Annotated in this window: 18 protein-coding genes and 1 tRNA gene; 13 read left to right on the top strand and 6 right to left on the bottom strand. The window is 62.7% G+C overall.

The window, feature by feature from the left end:
* The 5 genes from tatB to AACZ65_RS05810 all read left to right on the top strand — a co-directional run bounded on the left by tatB (position 1) and on the right by AACZ65_RS05810 (position 6,225).
* Positions 1-483, top strand: coding sequence for a Sec-independent protein translocase protein TatB (gene tatB / locus AACZ65_RS05790; protein WP_339668822.1), 483 nt, complete (start codon positions 1-3; stop codon positions 481-483).
* On the top strand, positions 480-1,415 hold the full coding sequence (locus AACZ65_RS05795) for a twin-arginine translocase subunit TatC (protein ID WP_339668823.1): 936 nt from the start codon (positions 480-482) through the stop codon (positions 1,413-1,415). Before tatB ends, AACZ65_RS05795 begins: the two co-directional genes overlap by 4 nt.
* On the top strand, positions 1,416-2,252 hold the full coding sequence (locus AACZ65_RS05800) for an ATP-binding protein (protein WP_037271460.1): 837 nt from the start codon (positions 1,416-1,418) through the stop codon (positions 2,250-2,252).
* A 112-nt stretch (positions 2,253-2,364) separates the two neighbouring features.
* Complete coding sequence (gene uvrA, locus AACZ65_RS05805) at positions 2,365-5,223, top strand: excinuclease ABC subunit UvrA (protein ID WP_339668824.1); 2,859 nt, start codon at positions 2,365-2,367, stop codon at positions 5,221-5,223.
* A 3-nt stretch (positions 5,224-5,226) separates the two neighbouring features.
* Positions 5,227-6,225 (top strand): DUF4105 domain-containing protein, encoded by a 999-nt coding sequence (locus AACZ65_RS05810; RefSeq protein ID WP_339668825.1) that lies wholly within the window; start codon positions 5,227-5,229, stop codon positions 6,223-6,225.
* Positions 6,226-6,243: 18 nt separating this feature from the next.
* On the opposite strand, the gene AACZ65_RS05815 is transcribed toward AACZ65_RS05810, so the two are convergent.
* From AACZ65_RS05815 to AACZ65_RS05830, 4 genes are all read right to left on the bottom strand, one after another.
* Entirely contained in the window at positions 6,244-6,561 is a 318-nt protein-coding gene (locus AACZ65_RS05815; protein ID WP_339668827.1) for an excinuclease ABC subunit A, read from the bottom strand.
* A gap of 87 nt (positions 6,562-6,648) precedes the next feature.
* Positions 6,649-6,852, bottom strand: a complete 204-nt coding sequence (locus tag AACZ65_RS05820) for a DUF2892 domain-containing protein (RefSeq protein ID WP_037271467.1) — start codon at positions 6,850-6,852, stop codon at positions 6,649-6,651.
* Between the two features lie 113 nt (positions 6,853-6,965).
* Positions 6,966-7,748, bottom strand: a complete 783-nt coding sequence (gene xth / locus AACZ65_RS05825; protein ID WP_339668830.1) for an exodeoxyribonuclease III — start codon at positions 7,746-7,748, stop codon at positions 6,966-6,968.
* Positions 7,749-7,810: 62 nt separating this feature from the next.
* Positions 7,811-8,134, bottom strand: coding sequence for an iron-sulfur cluster assembly accessory protein (locus tag AACZ65_RS05830; protein WP_037271472.1), 324 nt, complete (start codon positions 8,132-8,134; stop codon positions 7,811-7,813).
* Between the two features lie 80 nt (positions 8,135-8,214).
* On the opposite strand from AACZ65_RS05830, the gene AACZ65_RS05835 reads away from it, so the two are divergent.
* From AACZ65_RS05835 to AACZ65_RS05870, 8 genes are all read left to right on the top strand, one after another.
* On the top strand, positions 8,215-9,384 hold the full coding sequence (locus AACZ65_RS05835) for a deoxyguanosinetriphosphate triphosphohydrolase (RefSeq protein WP_339668833.1): 1,170 nt from the start codon (positions 8,215-8,217) through the stop codon (positions 9,382-9,384).
* 113 nt (positions 9,385-9,497) lie between these two features.
* Positions 9,498-10,121 carry a hypothetical protein gene (locus AACZ65_RS05840; RefSeq protein WP_339668835.1) on the top strand — a complete coding sequence of 208 codons (624 nt, stop codon included), beginning with the start codon at positions 9,498-9,500 and terminating at the stop codon, positions 10,119-10,121.
* A gap of 52 nt (positions 10,122-10,173) precedes the next feature.
* On the top strand, positions 10,174-11,919 hold the full coding sequence (gene argS, locus AACZ65_RS05845; RefSeq protein ID WP_339668837.1) for an arginine--tRNA ligase: 1,746 nt from the start codon (positions 10,174-10,176) through the stop codon (positions 11,917-11,919).
* 73 nt (positions 11,920-11,992) lie between these two features.
* Complete coding sequence (locus tag AACZ65_RS05850) at positions 11,993-12,919, top strand: SPOR domain-containing protein (protein ID WP_339668839.1); 927 nt, start codon at positions 11,993-11,995, stop codon at positions 12,917-12,919.
* Positions 12,895-13,923 carry a beta-N-acetylhexosaminidase gene (gene nagZ / locus AACZ65_RS05855; protein ID WP_339668841.1) on the top strand — a complete coding sequence of 343 codons (1,029 nt, stop codon included), beginning with the start codon at positions 12,895-12,897 and terminating at the stop codon, positions 13,921-13,923. The genes AACZ65_RS05850 and nagZ overlap by 25 nt, the downstream gene beginning before the upstream one ends.
* Positions 13,916-14,704 (top strand): ScpA family protein, encoded by a 789-nt coding sequence (locus AACZ65_RS05860; RefSeq protein ID WP_339668843.1) that lies wholly within the window; start codon positions 13,916-13,918, stop codon positions 14,702-14,704. The genes nagZ and AACZ65_RS05860 overlap by 8 nt, the downstream gene beginning before the upstream one ends.
* Positions 14,705-14,708: 4 nt before the next feature.
* Entirely contained in the window at positions 14,709-15,365 is a 657-nt protein-coding gene (gene scpB, locus AACZ65_RS05865; protein WP_339668845.1) for an SMC-Scp complex subunit ScpB, read from the top strand.
* Between the two features lie 145 nt (positions 15,366-15,510).
* Positions 15,511-15,687 carry a hypothetical protein gene (locus tag AACZ65_RS05870; protein ID WP_339668847.1) on the top strand — a complete coding sequence of 59 codons (177 nt, stop codon included), beginning with the start codon at positions 15,511-15,513 and terminating at the stop codon, positions 15,685-15,687.
* On the opposite strand, the gene AACZ65_RS05875 is transcribed toward AACZ65_RS05870, so the two are convergent.
* Positions 15,684-16,757 (bottom strand): 2'-deoxycytidine 5'-triphosphate deaminase, encoded by a 1,074-nt coding sequence (locus tag AACZ65_RS05875; protein WP_339668849.1) that lies wholly within the window; start codon positions 16,755-16,757, stop codon positions 15,684-15,686. The genes AACZ65_RS05870 and AACZ65_RS05875 overlap by 4 nt on opposite strands.
* Before the next feature lie 78 nt (positions 16,758-16,835).
* Positions 16,836-16,912, bottom strand: a tRNA-Pro gene (locus AACZ65_RS05880).
* Between the last annotated feature and the right edge of the window lie 5 nt (positions 16,913-16,917).

Below are 16,917 nucleotides of genomic sequence, written 5' to 3' on the forward strand. Positions count from 1 at the left end.
ATGTTCGATCTTGGCTGGACGGAGCTATTGCTCATCGGCATCGTGGCCTTGATCGTTGTGGGGCCCAAGGACTTGCCCGGAATGTTTCGGGCCGTGGGCAATTTCGTGGGCAAGGCCAAGGGCATGGCCCGCGAATTCAGTCGCGCCATGAATGATGCCGCCGATCAGTCCGGCGTGGGTGACATTCAAAAAACCTTCAAATCCGCCGCGAACCCGATGAAGACCGCGATGGACGAGGTGCGCAAGACCACCGACAGCGTCACACGCGACCTGAATGAGGCGACCAAGCCGCCGCTCAGCGACGAACAGATGGCCGCCGCCGACAAGGCCCGCGCCGCGACCGCCGAGATGGCAGAGGCGCGCAAGGCGGCGAAGGCGGAGGCCGCGCCGGACAAGGCGGCGGCAAAGCCGAAAGCGCCCGCAAAGCCCAAGGCCGCGCCGAAGGCCAAGGCCAAAAAGACCAAGGCAGGGGATGAGGCATGAGCCCGCAGGACGAGATCGACGACAGCAGCGCGCCGCTGATCGAGCATCTGGCGGAATTGCGCACGCGGTTGATCCGGTCGGTCATCGCCTTTGTCATCGGGATCGTGCTGGCCTTTACGGTGGCCGAGCCGATCCTGCAATTTCTGCTGGGACCGATTGAGGCAACGCTGCGCGAGTTGGGCGATCCCTCGCCCACGATGCAGTATACCAGCCCACAGGAATATCTGTTCACGCTGTTTCGCATTTCGATGGTGTTCGGGTTTGCGCTCGCCTTTCCGGTGATTGGCGTTCAGATGTGGCGGTTCGTGGCCCCGGGGCTCTACAAGCAGGAAAAGAACGCATTTTTGCCGTTCATGATTGCTTCGCCGATGATGTTCCTTTTGGGTGCGGCCTTTGCGCATTTCGTGGTGACACCGCTGGCGATGGCGTTTTTCCTTGGCTTTGCCGATGTGCCATCGCTCATCGCGGATCTGATGACAGGGTTGGTCGGGCCCGAGGCTGTGCCGGGGGTTGCTGCCGCGCCCGAGACAACAGGTATTCGCATCACGTTCTTTGGCAAGGTGAACGAAAGCCTTGATATTACCCTGAAATTCATCATGGCCTTTGGTCTGTGCTTTCAGTTGCCGGTGTTGCTGACGCTGATGGGTAAGGCCGGGCTGGTGAGCGCGGTGGGCCTCAAATCCGTGCGCAAATATGCTGTGATCGGTATTCTTGTCCTCGCAGCATTGGTGACGCCGCCCGACGTGATGACACAATTGATCCTCTTCGTGGTGGTCTACGGTCTCTATGAAATCTCTATCCAGCTTGTGACCTGGGTCGAGAAAAAGCGAGAGGCGGAGCTGCGCGCGCAGGGCTTGTGGTTCGACGAGGAAGAGGCAGAGGCAGAGGAAGACGCCGAGGCCGACGCGTCCGAGGAAAAAGGCAAGATCTGAATGAGTGATCCGTTGGACCGTATCGCCGCCGCGCTGGAGCGGATGGCCCCGGCACCGCTTTCAGCCCCTGATTTTGACGCGGCGGATGCCTTTGTCTGGCATGTCAGCCCGGATCGGCTGGAGCCGGTGCGGCAGGTGAGCCGGGTCGATATGTCCCTCTTGGTAGGGGTGGACCGGTCGCGCGACACGCTGTTGCAGAACACCCTGCAATTCGCGCGGGGATTGCCTGCGAACAATGCGCTCCTCTGGGGGGCGCGGGGCATGGGCAAATCGAGCCTTGTCAAAGCGGTGCATGCGGCGGTGCGGGCGCAGGACCTGCCGCTCAAGATCGTGGAATTGCAGCGCGAAGATCTGCCGTCGGTCAGCCGCTTGTTGAACCTCTTGCGCGGGTCGGAGGCGCGGTTCCTCCTCTTTTGTGACGACCTGTCATTTTCCCATGACGATCAGCATTACAAGTCGCTCAAGGCGGTTCTGGATGGTGGGATCGAGGGACGGCCCGACAATGTGGTGTTCTACGCCACGTCGAACCGCCGCCACCTGATGCCGCGTGACATGATCGAGAATGAGCGGTCATCGGCGATCAACCCGTCGGAAGCGGTCGAGGAAAAGGTGTCTCTGTCGGATCGGTTCGGTCTGTGGTTGGGATTCCATGCCTGCGATCAGGATCAGTATCTGGCGATGATCCGGGGCTATTGCGATGCCTACGGCGTCGAGATCGACGACGAGACATTGCGCGCCGAGGCGATTGAATGGCAGGCCACGCGCGGGGCGCGGTCGGGCCGGGTGGCGTGGCAGTATTTCACCGATCTGGCCGGGCGGCGCGGCGTCGCGGTCTAATCCTTGCGCTGATTTCACGGAAACTTGCGCGTTCCCTTTATGTTCTCAGATTTGTCTTGGAAGCGGCGGCGCTCTCGCCTATGTGTGGGAGAGGTGAGTCCGGGGGGTCAGAATGGCCGATCTGAAATATATCGAGGTGCGCGGCGCGCGCGAGCATAACCTCAAGAATATCGACGTGGATATTCCGCGCGATCAGCTGGTGGTGATCACCGGGCTGTCTGGCTCTGGCAAATCGAGCCTCGCCTTTGACACGATCTATGCCGAAGGGCAGCGGCGCTATGTCGAATCCCTCAGCGCCTATGCGCGGCAGTTCCTCGACATGATGGAAAAGCCGGATGTGGATCATATCAGCGGTCTGAGCCCGGCGATTTCCATCGAGCAAAAGACGACGAGCAAGAACCCCCGTTCCACCGTCGGTACGGTGACGGAGATCTACGATTACCTCAGGCTGCTCTTTGCCCGCGTCGGCACGCCCTATTCGCCCGCCACCGGCCTGCCTATCGAGGCGCAGCAGGTGCAGGATATGGTGGACCGGGTGATGGCGATGGAGGAGGGCACGCGCGCCTATCTGCTGGCGCCGATCGTGCGTGATCGCAAGGGCGAGTATCGCAAGGAATTTCTTGAACTGCGGAAATCCGGGTTTCAGAGGGTCAAGGTGGACGGGCAGTTCTACGAGTTGGATGAGCCGCCCACGCTCGACAAGAAATTCCGCCATGACATTGATGTGGTGGTGGATCGTCTGGTGGTGAAGGACGGGTTGCAGACCCGGCTTGCGGACAGTTTTCGCACGGCTCTCGATCTGGCGGACGGGATTGCGGTGCTGGAAACCGCGCCCAAGGAGGGCGAGCCGGAGCGGATCACCTTTTCCGAGAAATTCGCCTGTCCGGTCAGCGGGTTCACCATCCCAGAGATCGAGCCGCGGCTTTTCTCGTTCAACGCGCCCTTTGGCGCCTGCCCGGATTGCGATGGCTTGGGGGCGGAGCTGTTCTTTGACGAGCGGTTGGTGGTGCCGGATGAGGCGCTGAAACTGGCGGATGGGGCAATTGCACCCTGGCGCAAGGGTAAGAGCCCCTATTTCACGCAGACCATCAATTCCATCGCCAAGCATTACGAATTCGACCGCAACAGCCCCTGGAAAGACCTGCCGGAGCATGTGAAGCAGGTGTTCCTGCATGGGTCTGGTGAGGAAGAGATCAATTTCCGCTATGACGAGGGCGGGCGCGTTTATCAGGTGAGCCGGGTCTTTGAAGGCGTCATTCCCAATATGGAACGGCGTTATCGCGAGACCGACTCAAGCTGGGTGCGCGAGGAATTCGAGCGTTACCAGAACAACCGGCCCTGTGGGGCCTGCGGCGGCTATCGTCTGCGGGCGGAGGCGCTGGCGGTGCGCATTGCGGGCCTGCACGTGGGCCAAGTGGTGCAGATGTCGATCCGCGAGGCGCTGGAGTGGTGCGGCACCGTGCCGGACCATCTGGGCAAGCAGAAGAACGAAATCGCGCGTGCCATTCTCAAGGAAATCCGCGAGCGGTTGGGGTTCCTGAACAATGTGGGCCTCGATTACCTGACGCTGAGCCGCAATGCGGGCACGCTGTCAGGGGGCGAGAGCCAGCGCATTCGGTTGGCCAGCCAGATCGGCAGCGGGTTGACCGGTGTGCTCTACGTGCTCGACGAGCCGTCCATCGGCCTGCATCAGCGCGACAATGGGCGCCTCTTGGAGACGCTGCGCAATCTGCGGGATCAGGGCAATACTGTCATTGTGGTTGAGCATGACGAGGAGGCCATTCGCACCGCCGATTACGTGTTCGATATCGGCCCCGGTGCCGGGGTGCATGGCGGCCGCGTGGTGAGCCACGGCACGCCCGAGGCGGTGGCCGCCGATCCGGCCTCGCTAACCGGGCAATACCTGTCGGGGGCACGCGAGATTGCGGTGCCAGAGGTGCGGCGCAAGGGCAACAAGAAGAAGCTGACCGTGGTCAAGGCAACCGGCAACAACCTCAAGGAGGTGACGGCGACGTTCCCCCTGGGACAGTTTGTCTGTGTGTCCGGCGTGTCGGGCGGGGGGAAATCGACGCTGACGATTGAAACGCTGTTCAAGACCGCCTCGATGCGCCTCAATGGCGCGCGGCAGACGCCCGCGCCCTGTGAGACCATCAAAGGCCTGGAGCATCTCGACAAGGTGATCGACATTGATCAGCGGCCTATCGGGCGCACGCCGCGCTCTAATCCCGCGACCTATACCGGGGCATTCACGCCGATCCGCGATTGGTTCGCCGGTCTGCCCGAGGCCAAGGCGCGCGGCTATAAGCCGGGGCGTTTTAGCTTTAACGTCAAGGGCGGGCGTTGTGAGGCCTGTCAGGGCGATGGTCTGATCAAGATCGAGATGCATTTCCTGCCGGATGTCTATGTGGAATGCGAGACCTGCAAGGGTGCGCGCTATAACCGCGAGACGCTGGAAATACGGTTTAAAGGCAAGAGCATAGCAGACGTTCTTGATATGACTGTGGAAGAGGCGCAGGAGTTTTTCAAGGCGGTGCCGAGCATCCGCGAAAAGATGGACGCGCTGATGCGAGTAGGCCTTGGATATATCAAGGTGGGCCAGCAGGCGACGACCCTCTCGGGCGGCGAGGCGCAACGGGTGAAGCTGTCGAAGGAACTGGCCAAGCGGTCCACGGGCCGCACGCTCTATATTCTCGACGAGCCGACCACGGGGTTGCATTTCGAGGATGTGAAAAAGCTCTTGGAAGTGCTGCATGAATTGGTCGATCAGGGCAATTCGGTCATTGTGATCGAGCATAACCTCGATGTGATCAAGACGGCCGACCATATCATCGACATCGGCCCCGAGGGTGGCGATGGCGGTGGCGAGATCGTGGCGGTGGGCACGCCGGAAGAGGTGGCGGAAGAGCCGCGCAGCCATACCGGGCGCTATCTCAAGGAGATATTGGCGGCGCGCCGTGTGGCGGCGGAATAGGGTGTGCGCCGGTTTCTAAGGCTGTGCGGGCAGGGTTTCGGGGGCGCGCTGTTGCTGGTCCTTGGGATTTGGATCGGGCTGAGCCTGCATTTCCAGATTGGCGCGCCGCTGGTGTATGTCCTTTACGGTGGTCTGGCGGTAGCCACTCTGGGGGCTCTGCGGATGCTCTGGCGCGGGCAACTGGGCCGGGCCTTGGGGCTGAGCGCCGTGGTGCTGGCGGTTTGGGCGCTGTGGTGGGCTAGCCTTGCGCCGCGACAAGACCGGGACTGGATGGCGGAGGTCTCGCGCGGTGTCACATCGGAGCCCGTGGGTGGTGGTCTGGTGTTTGTGCGCAATATCCGGGATTTTCGCTGGTCCAGCCCGACCGAGGCGGTCGAGACCTGGTATGATCTGACCGTTGACCCGGCGCAGATCACGTCCGTCGATATGATCATGTCGGTCTGGGACAGCCCGGAGATTGCGCATACGCTGGTCAGCTTCGGCTTTGCGGATGGGCGGCACATTGTCTTTTCCGGGGAAATCCGCAGGGAGGTGGGCGAAGAGTTTTCGGCCATTGGCGGATTCTTCAAGCGGTATGAGTTGGTCTTGATCGCCGCCGACGAGCGCGACATCGTGCATCTGCGCACCGACGCGCGGGGCGAGGCTGTCTCGCTCTACCCGGTTCAGATGGGGGCGGCGCAGCGTGCGGCGTTGTTTCAGGCGTTTCTGGACTATGGCAATGCTCTGGCGCGGGAGCCGCGCTGGTATCACACGCTCTGGACCAATTGCACGACGATGCCCTATCGGTTGGTGCGACAGGTCGCGGAGGGGGTGGTGTTTGATCTGCGGGTGATCCTGTCGGGGCGTTTGCCGGGATACCTCTATGATCTGGGGGTATTGCCGGGGGCGCGGACGGCATCGCTGGCAGAGTTGAAGGCGCGGGCCGCGCTGCCCCGCCGCCCTGTGGCGGGACTGAGCAGCGCAGAGTATTCTGCGCTGCTGCGCCAAGGGTGGCGTGATTAGAGCGTAACCGGATAGAGCTTAGTTCAACACGGCTGCCGCGGCCCCGATCAGGTCGAGAACCTCGCGGGTTTCGCGGTTGACGCGGTAAATCTGGTCACCGACGCGGTAGTAGGTCTCGTTCCGGTCCAGACCGTAACGATCGGGATTGCGCAAGATGATGTAATCGTCGTCGATACGGTCGCCGATACGATAGTAGCCTTGCTTTTTCGCATGGCCGGGGGGCTGACAGCCGTTGTGCTTCTTGGCCAGCCCCGGCGGGCAATGGCCGTGACCGGCATAGGCTGGGGCACCGCCCAAGGTCATTCCCAGGATCAACAGGATCATCGTGTGTTTCATGGCCTGTCCTTTCATGTGAAGGACAGACATGGGCGGTCTCACGCCCGATGCCAAGGCCGGGCGTGCGCGGTGGGCGAAACCTTGCCGTTATTTCTTGAGCGGGCAGGTCGAGAGGCCGAGGATCGAATAGAGCGGGCAAGAGGACATGAGGCCGGTCACAAGCGGAACGATTCCGATCAGATAGAGCCAGCTATAGGCACCCTCGCGGTTGAGCACGAAGCCTGCGAGCAGGGCAAGGCCGAGCAGGATGCGCAGGGCGCGGTCGATGGAGCCGACATTTTTCTTGAGCATGGGATCACCTATGGCTTGAGGGGCGCGTTGGCCCGGTTGATGCGCCCATTGTCCCATGCTGTGGGGATGCGGTCTGTGATCTGGTCACAGAGGTGATCGGATTTATGGTGCGCTCAGGCGTCGATTTCAACCCAGAGGGGGACGTGATCCGAGGGTTTGTCGCGGCCGCGAATATCCTTGTCGATACCGCAATCTGTCATCAGGTCTGCCGCCTGTGGGCTAAGGAGAAAATGGTCGATGCGGATACCGTCATTCTTGTTCCACGCGCCCGCCTGATAATCCCAGAAGGTGTAATGCCCCGGCCCTTGCACCCGCGCGCGGAACGCCTCGGTGAAGCCGAGATTGAGGATGCGGCGAAAGGCGGCGCGGCTCTCGGGACGGGCGAGCGCATCCTCGCGCCAGGCTTCCGGGCGGGCGGCGTCCTCGTCCTGAGGGATGATGTTGTAATCGCCGCCCAGCAGCACCGGTTCCTCGGTGGCAAGAAGGGCGCGGGCGCGGGCATGAAGCCGCTCCATCCAGGCGAGTTTGTAGTCGTATTTTGGCCCCGGTGCCGGGTTGCCATTGGGCAGGTAGAGACCACAGAGCCGCAGCGCGCGGTGTTCGCCCATCACGGTGGCCTCGATCCAGCGGGTCTGTTCATCGCTGTCATCACCGGGCAGGCCGCGTGTCACATCCTCGAGTGGGCGTTTCGAGAGGATCGCCACGCCGTTGAAGCCCTTTTGCCCGTGAGTTTCGACGTTATAGCCACGCTCTTCGAAAATCTCGCGCGGGAAACCTTCGTCGACGGATTTTATCTCTTGCAAGAGCGCCACGTCGGGGGCGGCCTCATCCAGCCAAGCGGGCAGGGCCTCGATCCGGGCCTTGATACCGTTGATATTGAACGTGGCAATTTTCATGGTGCGGCCCCCGATTGTCCCTATGCCCCTCTATCGCGCAGGGGCGCGGGGGTGACAAGCGATCACATCGAAAACGAGGTGCCGCAGCCGCAGGACGAAGACGCGTTGGGATTGTCGATGATGAAGCGCGCGCCGATCAGCTCCTCGGAGAAATCTATCGTGGCCCCCGCGAGGAAGGGCAGGGAGACCGCATCGACCACGACCTTTTGCCCTTCGCCTTCGAGAATCAGGTCGTCTTGCGCAGGCTGGTCGAGTTTGATTTCATATTGAAATCCAGAGCAGCCGCCGCCTTCGACGGCGACGCGCAGGGCCTGTCCCTGATCGCCCGCGCCGATTTCGGCGAGGCGGGCAAAGGCGCGGGGGGTCACCTTGGGCGGCAATTGCATCGGAATGCTCCTGACTGGTTCACGTTTGCTGTCAGGTGCAATATATGGGGCCTGACCTCTGGCGACAAGGATTAGCAGCGATGACGGCCCCCTATGCCTCTGATCCCGCGCGGGTGCGCGGGCGGCTTGTTGTGGAGGAGGAAAGTATTTTTCGCTCGCCCTTTCAGCGGGACCGGGATCGGATCATCCATTCCAGCGCCTTTCGCAGGCTCAAGCACAAGACCCAAGTTTTCGTGGCGCATGAGGGGGATTATTTTCGCACGCGGCTGACGCATTCGATCGAGGTGGCGCAGGTGGCGCGCACGATTGCGGGCGCGCTCGGGTTGAATGGCGAGCTGACCGAGGCGGTGGCGCTGGCGCATGATCTGGGGCATCCGCCTTTTGCCCATGCAGGCGAAGATACGCTCGATGCGCTGATGACACCCTATGGCGGGTTCGATCACAACGCGCAGGCGGTGCGGATCGTGACCGCGCTGGAGCGGCATTATGCTGAGTTCGACGGGCTCAACCTGACATGGGAGACGCTGGAAGGGCTGGCCAAGCATAATGGCCCTGTGACGGGGCCGCTGCCCTATGCGCTCGCGGATTACAACGCGCGGCATGATCTGGAATTGCTGACCCATGCCAGTGCGGAGGCACAGGTGGCCGCCCTGTCGGATGACATCGCCTATAATAACCACGATCTGCATGACGGGTTGCGTGCGCGGCTGTTTGACGATGACGAAATTGCAGGCTTGCCGATTGTGGGCGATTGCTATGCAGAGGTGGACCGGCTCTATCCCGGACTTGACCGCAAACGCCGCCGGCATGAGGCGCTGCGCCGGGTGTTCGGGGTGATGGTGGGGGATGTGATCGCCTGCTCGCGCCAGTTGATCGGTGCGGCAGAGCCCATGTCGGTTGCGGAGGTGCGGCATCTCGGGCGTCCGGTGATCCGGTTCTCGGACGCGCTCTGGGCAGATTTGAAGCAAATCCGCGCTTTTCTCTTTGCGCGCATGTACCGCGCGCCAGCGGTCAACGAGATGCGGACGCGGGTGCATGGCGTGGTGAGCGCGCTTTTCCCCCATTACCTGAACGCGCCAGAGCATCTGCCCGAGGAATGGCGGCGCGACGTGGCGCAGGCGGCGGATGAGACGGCGCTGGCGCGGCTGGTGAGCGATTACATCGCGGGGATGACGGACCGTTTTGCCTTGCAGGAATATGCACGCCTGACGGGCAAGGGTGCGCGGGATTTCGCCGTTAACGGTGTCTAACCCCTTCTATCTTAAAAGTTTATACGGGGCGGCGCGCGGCCTGCGTTGTATGCGGCGCGACCCGATGCTAACCAACAGGCGGTATCTGGGGCGTATCGGTGATGTCGGGTTCCATGTCTCAACTTGCGGGCAAGACGGTGCTGATCGCTGCGGCGGGCTGTGCGCCGGGTGTTGTGCTGACGCAGGGCCTAGCGCGGGGCGGGGCGCAGGTGATTGTGATCGACCGGGAGGATCGGCGTTGTCAGGCGCTGGCGCGGCTGGTGCCGGGACGGATCGAAACACTGGCGCTCGATGTGATGCGCCCGTCGGTTTGTGCGCGGCTGGGGGATCTCTGGGGTGATACGCCGGTTGACGCGCTGATCCATCTGCAACCCCTGCGCATGGCGGGGCGGCTGGGGGCCGTGACCATGGCTGTTTCGGCGCTGACGCGGGCGTTGAGACCGGGATTGGCGGCGGCGCGGGGCCGGGTCTTGATCGTCAATGCGGTGCCTTGCGCGGGGGCAGGGGCGGCGGAGCGGGCCTGTCGGCTGGGTCTGGATCATCTGGGCAGTTATCTGGCAGAGGATATGGGCGGGGCTGTCCAAGTGCATACGCTACGCCTGATGCGGGCTGCGGGCGGGGGCAAGGCGGCGGCGCTGTCGGTGCTGTTGGAACCTGCGGTGTTTCTGGGCTTTGGCGCGGCCCAAGACGGCGGGTTGCGATCGTCGAGCGTGACGGTTTGCGCCGCTTGTGATTGACGCGCCGCGCGCCGTTGGATAACCCCACGCTCATGCAGCAAGGAAAGCTTTCATGAACCTTTTTACCGATATGCGCGACCTCGTGCTGGAAACGCTGGCCGCGATGCAGGCGGCGGACCAGTTGCCCGAGGGGCTGGATCTGGCCAGTGTGACGGTCGAGCCGCCGCGCGATGCGGCGCATGGCGACATGGCAACCAATGCGGCGATGGTGCTGGCCAAGCCTGCCGGTCTCAAGCCGCGCGAGATTGCTGAAGGATTGGCGGCGCGGCTGGCCGAGGATGCCCGCGTGCAGAGCGCCGAGGTGGCGGGGCCGGGGTTTCTCAACCTGCGGCTGGCCCCGGCGGTCTGGCAGCGGGTGGCGCGTGCGGCGTTGACCGAAGGCACGGAGTATGGCCGCTCAACCCTTGGTTCGGGCAAGCGGGTGAATGTCGAATATGTCAGCGCCAACCCCACCGGGCCGTTGCATGTGGGTCATACACGGGGCGCGGTTTTTGGTGATGCTCTGGCACAGCTCCTGGATTACGTGGGCTATGAGGTCACGCGCGAATATTACATCAACGATGGTGGTGCGCAGGTCGATGTGCTCGCCCGGTCGGTCTATCTGCGGTATCTTGAGGCACATGGACAGGCGGTGGCCTTTGCCGATGGCACCTATCCCGGTGATTACCTGATCGAGGTGGGTGTGGCGCTCAAGGCGCAAGTAGGCGATGCCTATGTGGATCAGCCCGAGGCAGTCTGGCTGGAACCGATCCGCAACTTTGCCACGGATCGGATGATGGCGCTGATCCGCGACGACCTCAAGGCGCTCGGCGTCGAGATGGATGTGTTCTATTCGGAAAAATCCCTCTATGGGACGGGGTTGATCGAGGCCGCAATCGAGGATCTGCGCGGCAAGGGCTTGATCTATCGCGGGGTGCTGGAGCCGCCCAAGGGCAAGATGCCCGAGGATTGGGAGCCGCGTGAGCAGACGCTGTTCAAATCCACCGAACATGGTGACGATGTGGACCGGCCGATCATGAAGTCGGATGGCGGCTGGACCTATTTCGCGCCGGATATTGCCTATCATTACGACAAGATCAGCCGGGGGTTTGACCTCTTGATCGACGTCTTTGGCGCGGATCACGGCGGCTATGTCAAGCGGATGAAGGCGGCCGTATCCGCGCTGTCGAATGGCCGGGTGCCGGTCGATATCAAGCTGTGCCAACTGGTCAAGCTCTATAAGAACGGCGAACCCTTCAAGATGTCGAAGCGCGCGGGCACCTTTGTGACGCTGCGCGATGTCGTGGATCAGGTGGGCGCGGATGTGACACGTTTCGTGATGCTGACGCGCAAGAACGATGCGCCCTTGGATTTCGATTTCGACAAGGTGTTGGAGCAGTCCAAGGATAACCCGGTGTTCTATGTGCAATATGCCAATGCGCGGGTGAACTCGGTGCTGCGCAAGGCGGCTGAGGCCGGAATTGCGGTGGATGATGCCACGCTGGCGGGTGCCGATCTATCCGGGTTGACCCACGAGGCGGAATTGGCCGTGGCACGCAAGATTGCCGAATGGCCGCGTCTGGTCGAGATCGCCGGGCGCACCAATGAGCCGCACCGCGTGGCGTTCTACCTCTATGATCTGGCGTCTGATCTGCATGCGTTGTGGAACCGGGGCAATGACGATGCGTCGTTGCGATTCATCCAAGAGGGCGATGTGGCCACATCACAGGCGAAAATCGCCCTGGCGCGTGCTGTAACCGTTGTCATTTCCGCAGGTCTTGGTATTCTTGGCGTCACTCCGGCGGAAGAGATGCGATAACGCACCAAGCCGGGGATGAGGCAGAAGAAACCATCCCCGGCGACCATGTATCGCCGGAGAGCAAGAGGCGGACATGGCAGATATGCACTATGCGCGGCCCGAGCAGGGGCCTGAGCGGGCAAAGTTCTTTGTCAAGCTGACCAATCTTACCGGCGCGGCGCTGTCGCTTGCGCTGATTGCGGGCGTTGGGGTGTGGGGCACCAAGATGGTGATGCGCGATGTCTCGGGTGTGCCGGTGGTGCGCGCAACGGAAGGGCCGATGCGCGAGGCGCCCGCCGACCCCGGCGGCGATGCGGCGGCCAATCAGGGGCTGGCGGTCAATGCCGTGGCGGCAGAAGGCACGGCGGCGGCCCCCGCGGATCGGGTTGTTCTCGCCCCGCCGCCATTAGAGTTATCGCTTGAGGATGTGGCCCCGTTGACGCAGGTGGCCGAGGCCGCAGAAGCGGCCCCGCGTGCAGAGGTGGCGGAACCTGCACCACAAGCCGCACCCGAAGAGGTACAGAATGCATCCATACTGGCCCTTGCCGATCAGATCGCAGCGGGGCCCGTGCCAATCGCCCCGCTGGAAGAAGAGGTGACGGGGGCGGATGGCGTTGAAGTGCCGGAAGCTGAGCAAGTCGCGGGTGTGCAGACGGTGCGTCCGCGGGCGCGCCCGGCGGCGCTGACGTCTGTGCCCGAGGCGGTGGCGCTTGCGGTGGCGGCGGCGCGATCGGCACCCTCGGACGAGGTGGATGCCGACGCGATCCCCCTTGGCACGCGGTTGGCGCAACTGGGGGCGTTTGACTCGGCTGAGGTGGCGCGCGCGGAGTGGGACCGTTTGGCGGGCAAGTTTGGGGACTTTCTTGATGGTAAACAACGGGTTATCCAGCGTGCCGAAAGTGGCGGGCGCACGTTTTACCGGCTGAGAGCGATGGGTTTTGCCGATCTGGGGGATGCGCGGCGGTTCTGTTCGGCGCTGGTCGCGGAACGGGCCGAATGTATCCCGGTGGTCACGCGGTGACGCGGTTCGGAGCGACGATCCTCGATGCAGAGGGTCTGCGGCTAACGGCAGAGGAAAAGGCGCTGTTTCGCAATACGCGTCCGTTTGGATTCATTCTCTTTGCGCGCAATATCGACAGCCCCGATCAAGTGCGCGCGCTGGCGGCAGAGATGCGCGAGGCTGCAGGGCACGAGGCGATGATCACGATTGATCAGGAGGGGGGGCGCGTGCAACGGCTTCGTGCTCCGCTCTGGCGAGAGTGGCCCGCGCCGCTGGATCAAGCAGAGACGGCAGGCGACCGCGCGGCTGAGGCCATGTATCTACGCTATCGTCTGATTGCGGCAGAGTTGCACGCGCTTGGCATCGACAGCAATTGCGCGCCGCTGGTGGATGTGGCGGGGGCTGTGACGCATCCGTTCCTGCGCAATCGCTGCTATGGGACAGAGGCTCATACGGTCGCGACCTTGGGGCGTGCGGTGGCGAATGGTTTGCTGGACGGGGGCGTATTGCCCGTGGTCAAGCATATCCCCGGACATGGCCGCGCCGAGGCGGATAGCCACCATGATCTGCCGGTGGTGACGGCGCAGAAGAGTGACTTGCAAACCACTGATTTCGCGCCTTTTGCAGCGTTGAACGATCTGCCTTTGGGGATGACGGCGCATCTGGTCTATAGCGCCATTGATGCCGCCCCCGCGACGCTATCCGCACCGATGATGCAGGTGATCCGGGACGAAATCGGCTTTGACGGGTTGATCATGACCGATGATATTTCGATGAAGGCGCTGCAGGGCACTTTGCCGGATCTGTCGCGGGCGGCCTTGGAGGCCGGGTGCGATGTGATCCTGCATTGCAACGGCACCTTGGCAGAGCGGATGGCCGTGGCCGATGCCGCAGGCGAGATGAACGAGCCTGCGCAACGCCGGGCAGAGCGGGCGCTGACATGGCGCAAGACCCCCCAAGAGATTGACATTTCCGCCCTCTCGGCACAGCTTGATGCGCTGATGGGCGGGTGTGCGCATGGTTGAAGACGATTTCGACAGGGATGAGGCGCCGGTCAATGTTGCCGAGCGGTTGGCCGCTGAGGCGCTGATTGTCGATGTGGACGGGTTCGAGGGGCCGCTCGATCTTCTCTTGACGTTGAGCCGGACGCAGAAAGTGGACCTGCGCAAGATTTCAGTTCTGGAACTGGCGCGGCAATATCTTGCCTTTGTGGAACGCGCCAAGGCGCTGCGGCTGGAACTGGCGGCGGATTATCTGGTGATGGCGGCCTGGCTCGCCTTTCTCAAATCCCGCCTGTTGTTGCCCCCTGATCCGAGCGAAGAGGGACCATCGGGCGAGGAGCTTGCGGCGCATCTGGCGTTTCAGTTGGAGCGGTTGCAGGCGATGCGCGACTGTGCGGCGCGGCTGATGGGGCGGGACCGGCTGGGGCGCGATTTCTTTGCGCGCGGTGTGCCCGAGGATGTGGCGCGCCTGCGGCGTGTGACCTATACGGCAACGCTGCTCGATCTCATGCAGGGTTATGCCCGGATCAGGACGCGCGACGAATTCCGCCCCTTTGTGATGGATCGCGATGCGCTGTTCACGATGGAACAGGCGTTGGAGCGGATGCGCGGGTTGATCGGCTATGCGGGCACCTGGACCGATATTCTGAGCTATCTGCCGGAAGGGTTCACCGCCGATCCGGCGCGGCGGCGCTCGGCCACGGCCTCGACCTTTGCGGCGGCGTTGGAGCTGGTCAAGGAAGGGCGGGCAGAGTTGCGGCAGGCAGAGGTTTTCGCGCCGATCGAGTTGCGGCGCAGGGATTAAGATCATGGCGGAAGCATCAGAAGAAAAAGAACAAAGCCTGTTTCAAGCGCCACCCATTGGCGAGCAGGAGCGGATGATCGAGGCGATGCTCTTTGCAAGCGCCGAGCCTCTGACGACGCGCGATATGGCCGAGCGCATGCCGCACGGCAGCGATCCGGCCGAGGCCCTCGTGCATCTGCGCAAGCGCTACGAAGGGCGCGGAGTACGCGTGGTCAAGGTGGGCGATGCCTGGGCCATTCGCACCGCGCCCGACCTTGGGTATCTGATGAGCCGCGAGACGGTGGAGACACGCAAGCTGAGCCGGGCCGCGATCGAGACGCTGGCAATCATTGCCTATCACCAGCCGGTGACGCGCGCAGAGATCGAGGAAATTCGCGGTGTCGCGGTCAGCCGGGGCACCGTGGATCAGTTGCTGGAGATGGAATGGATCCGCTTTGGGCGGCGCAAGATGACGCCGGGGCGGCCGGTGACATTCGTGGTGACGCAAGAGTTTCTGGATCATTTCGGGCTGGAGAGCGCGCGCGACTTGCCGGGCTTGAAGGAGTTGCGCGCCGCGGGTCTTTTGGACAACCGCCCACCACCGGGCACGATGCCGCAGATGGGGGGAGAGGACAATGAGGACGAGAGCGCGCCGGGCCAAAACGAGTTGTTCGAGGATTGAGGGCTGATTTGCGGTGCTGTCGGAGCCTCTGGCAGGAGTATTTTGACCATAAAGAAGCGAGAATCAGAGAAAATACTAAGAGCGCCCTGAAATCGGCATGTTTCAGGGTTATGTGGGAGCAAGAGGCAGCAAGAGGAGAGGCGCTATGAACGCCAATCAGTTGATCAACATGGTGGTGCGTATGATCCTGCAACGGGTGACGCGCAGCGGCATGGATGCGGTGAGCAAGCGCATGAGCGGCGGCGACGATGCGGCCGCGCGCAAGACCATGCAACGCGGACGGCAGGTGATGAAGATTGGCCGCAAGATGGGGCGTTTTTAAGCCTTGAAATGCTTGGAGAGCTTCAGGCCCTGACCCTGATAGTTTGATGCGATGCCTGCACCATAAAGGTGATCGGGCACTTGGTCCATGTGTTCATAGACCAAGCGCCCGACGATCTGGCCGTGTTCCAAGACGAAAGGTGCCTCGTGACAGCGCACTTCCAGCACGCCGCGTGAGCCGGTGCCGCCGGCCGCCGCATGGCCAAAGCCCGGATCGAAAAACCCCGCGTAATGCACCCGGAATTCGCCCACCATGGCCACATAGGGGGCCATTTCAGCGGCGCATTCGGGGGGGATATGCACGGATTCGCGGCTGACGAGGATGTAGAACGCACCGGGATCGAGGATGATCTGGCCGGCCTCGGAATGCACCTCTTCCCAATAGGCGGCGGGATCGTAATGACCGATGCGGTCAAGGTCGATGACGCCGGTATGGGGTTTGGCGCGGTAGCCGACCAGCGTGCCAGAGGCGGGGCGCAGATCGACGGAAAAGCCAAGCCCGTCGTCGATCATCGCTTCCCCATCCACCAGCGGTGTTTGCACATGGAGCGCGCGCAGGGCGTCATCCGAAAGCACGGCCTGACCCGCGCGAAAGCGGATTTGGTTGAGGCGCATGCCGGGACGCACCAGAACGGAGAATGAGCGCGGGCAAATCTCGGCATAGAGGGGGCCGGTATATCCGGGGCTCACGCGGTCGAACTCGACCCCGCCGTCTGTGATGAGGCGGGTCAGCAGGTCTAGCCGCCCGGTCGAGGATTTGGCATTGGCCACCGCCTGCACGCCCATTGGCAGGGCGAGCGTTTCCATCAAGGGCACGACATAGACGCAGCCCTTTTCCAGAACAGCCCCAGCGCTGAGGTCGATGCGGTGCATCTCGAATTCCGCAAGGCGGTCTGTGACGGTGTTGCCCGCGCCAGTGAGAAAAGAGGCGCGCACGCGGTAGGCAACCTGACCCAAGCGCAAATCGAGGCTGGCGGGTTGAACCTGTTCAGGCAGGATCGCGGGGGCCGCAGAAAGCGTGCCCGCGTCGATCATCGCCCGAATTTGCTGGCTGGAAAGAACCCCGGTCATCTCTGCCCCCTCTCGTTGCGCCCCGCTATCTGGTCAGGGTGCCCGAGGGGCCGAGGCGGGCGGGATCGTCGGTAATTATGGTCGGGCTAGCAGGACTTGAACCTGCGACCTTCCGTCCCCCAGACGGACGCGCTACCAGGCTGCGCTATAGCCCGACGAT

The organism is uncultured Roseovarius sp., from assembly GCF_963972555.1.
Taxonomy (GTDB): Bacteria; Pseudomonadota; Alphaproteobacteria; order Rhodobacterales; family Rhodobacteraceae; genus Roseovarius; species Roseovarius mucosus.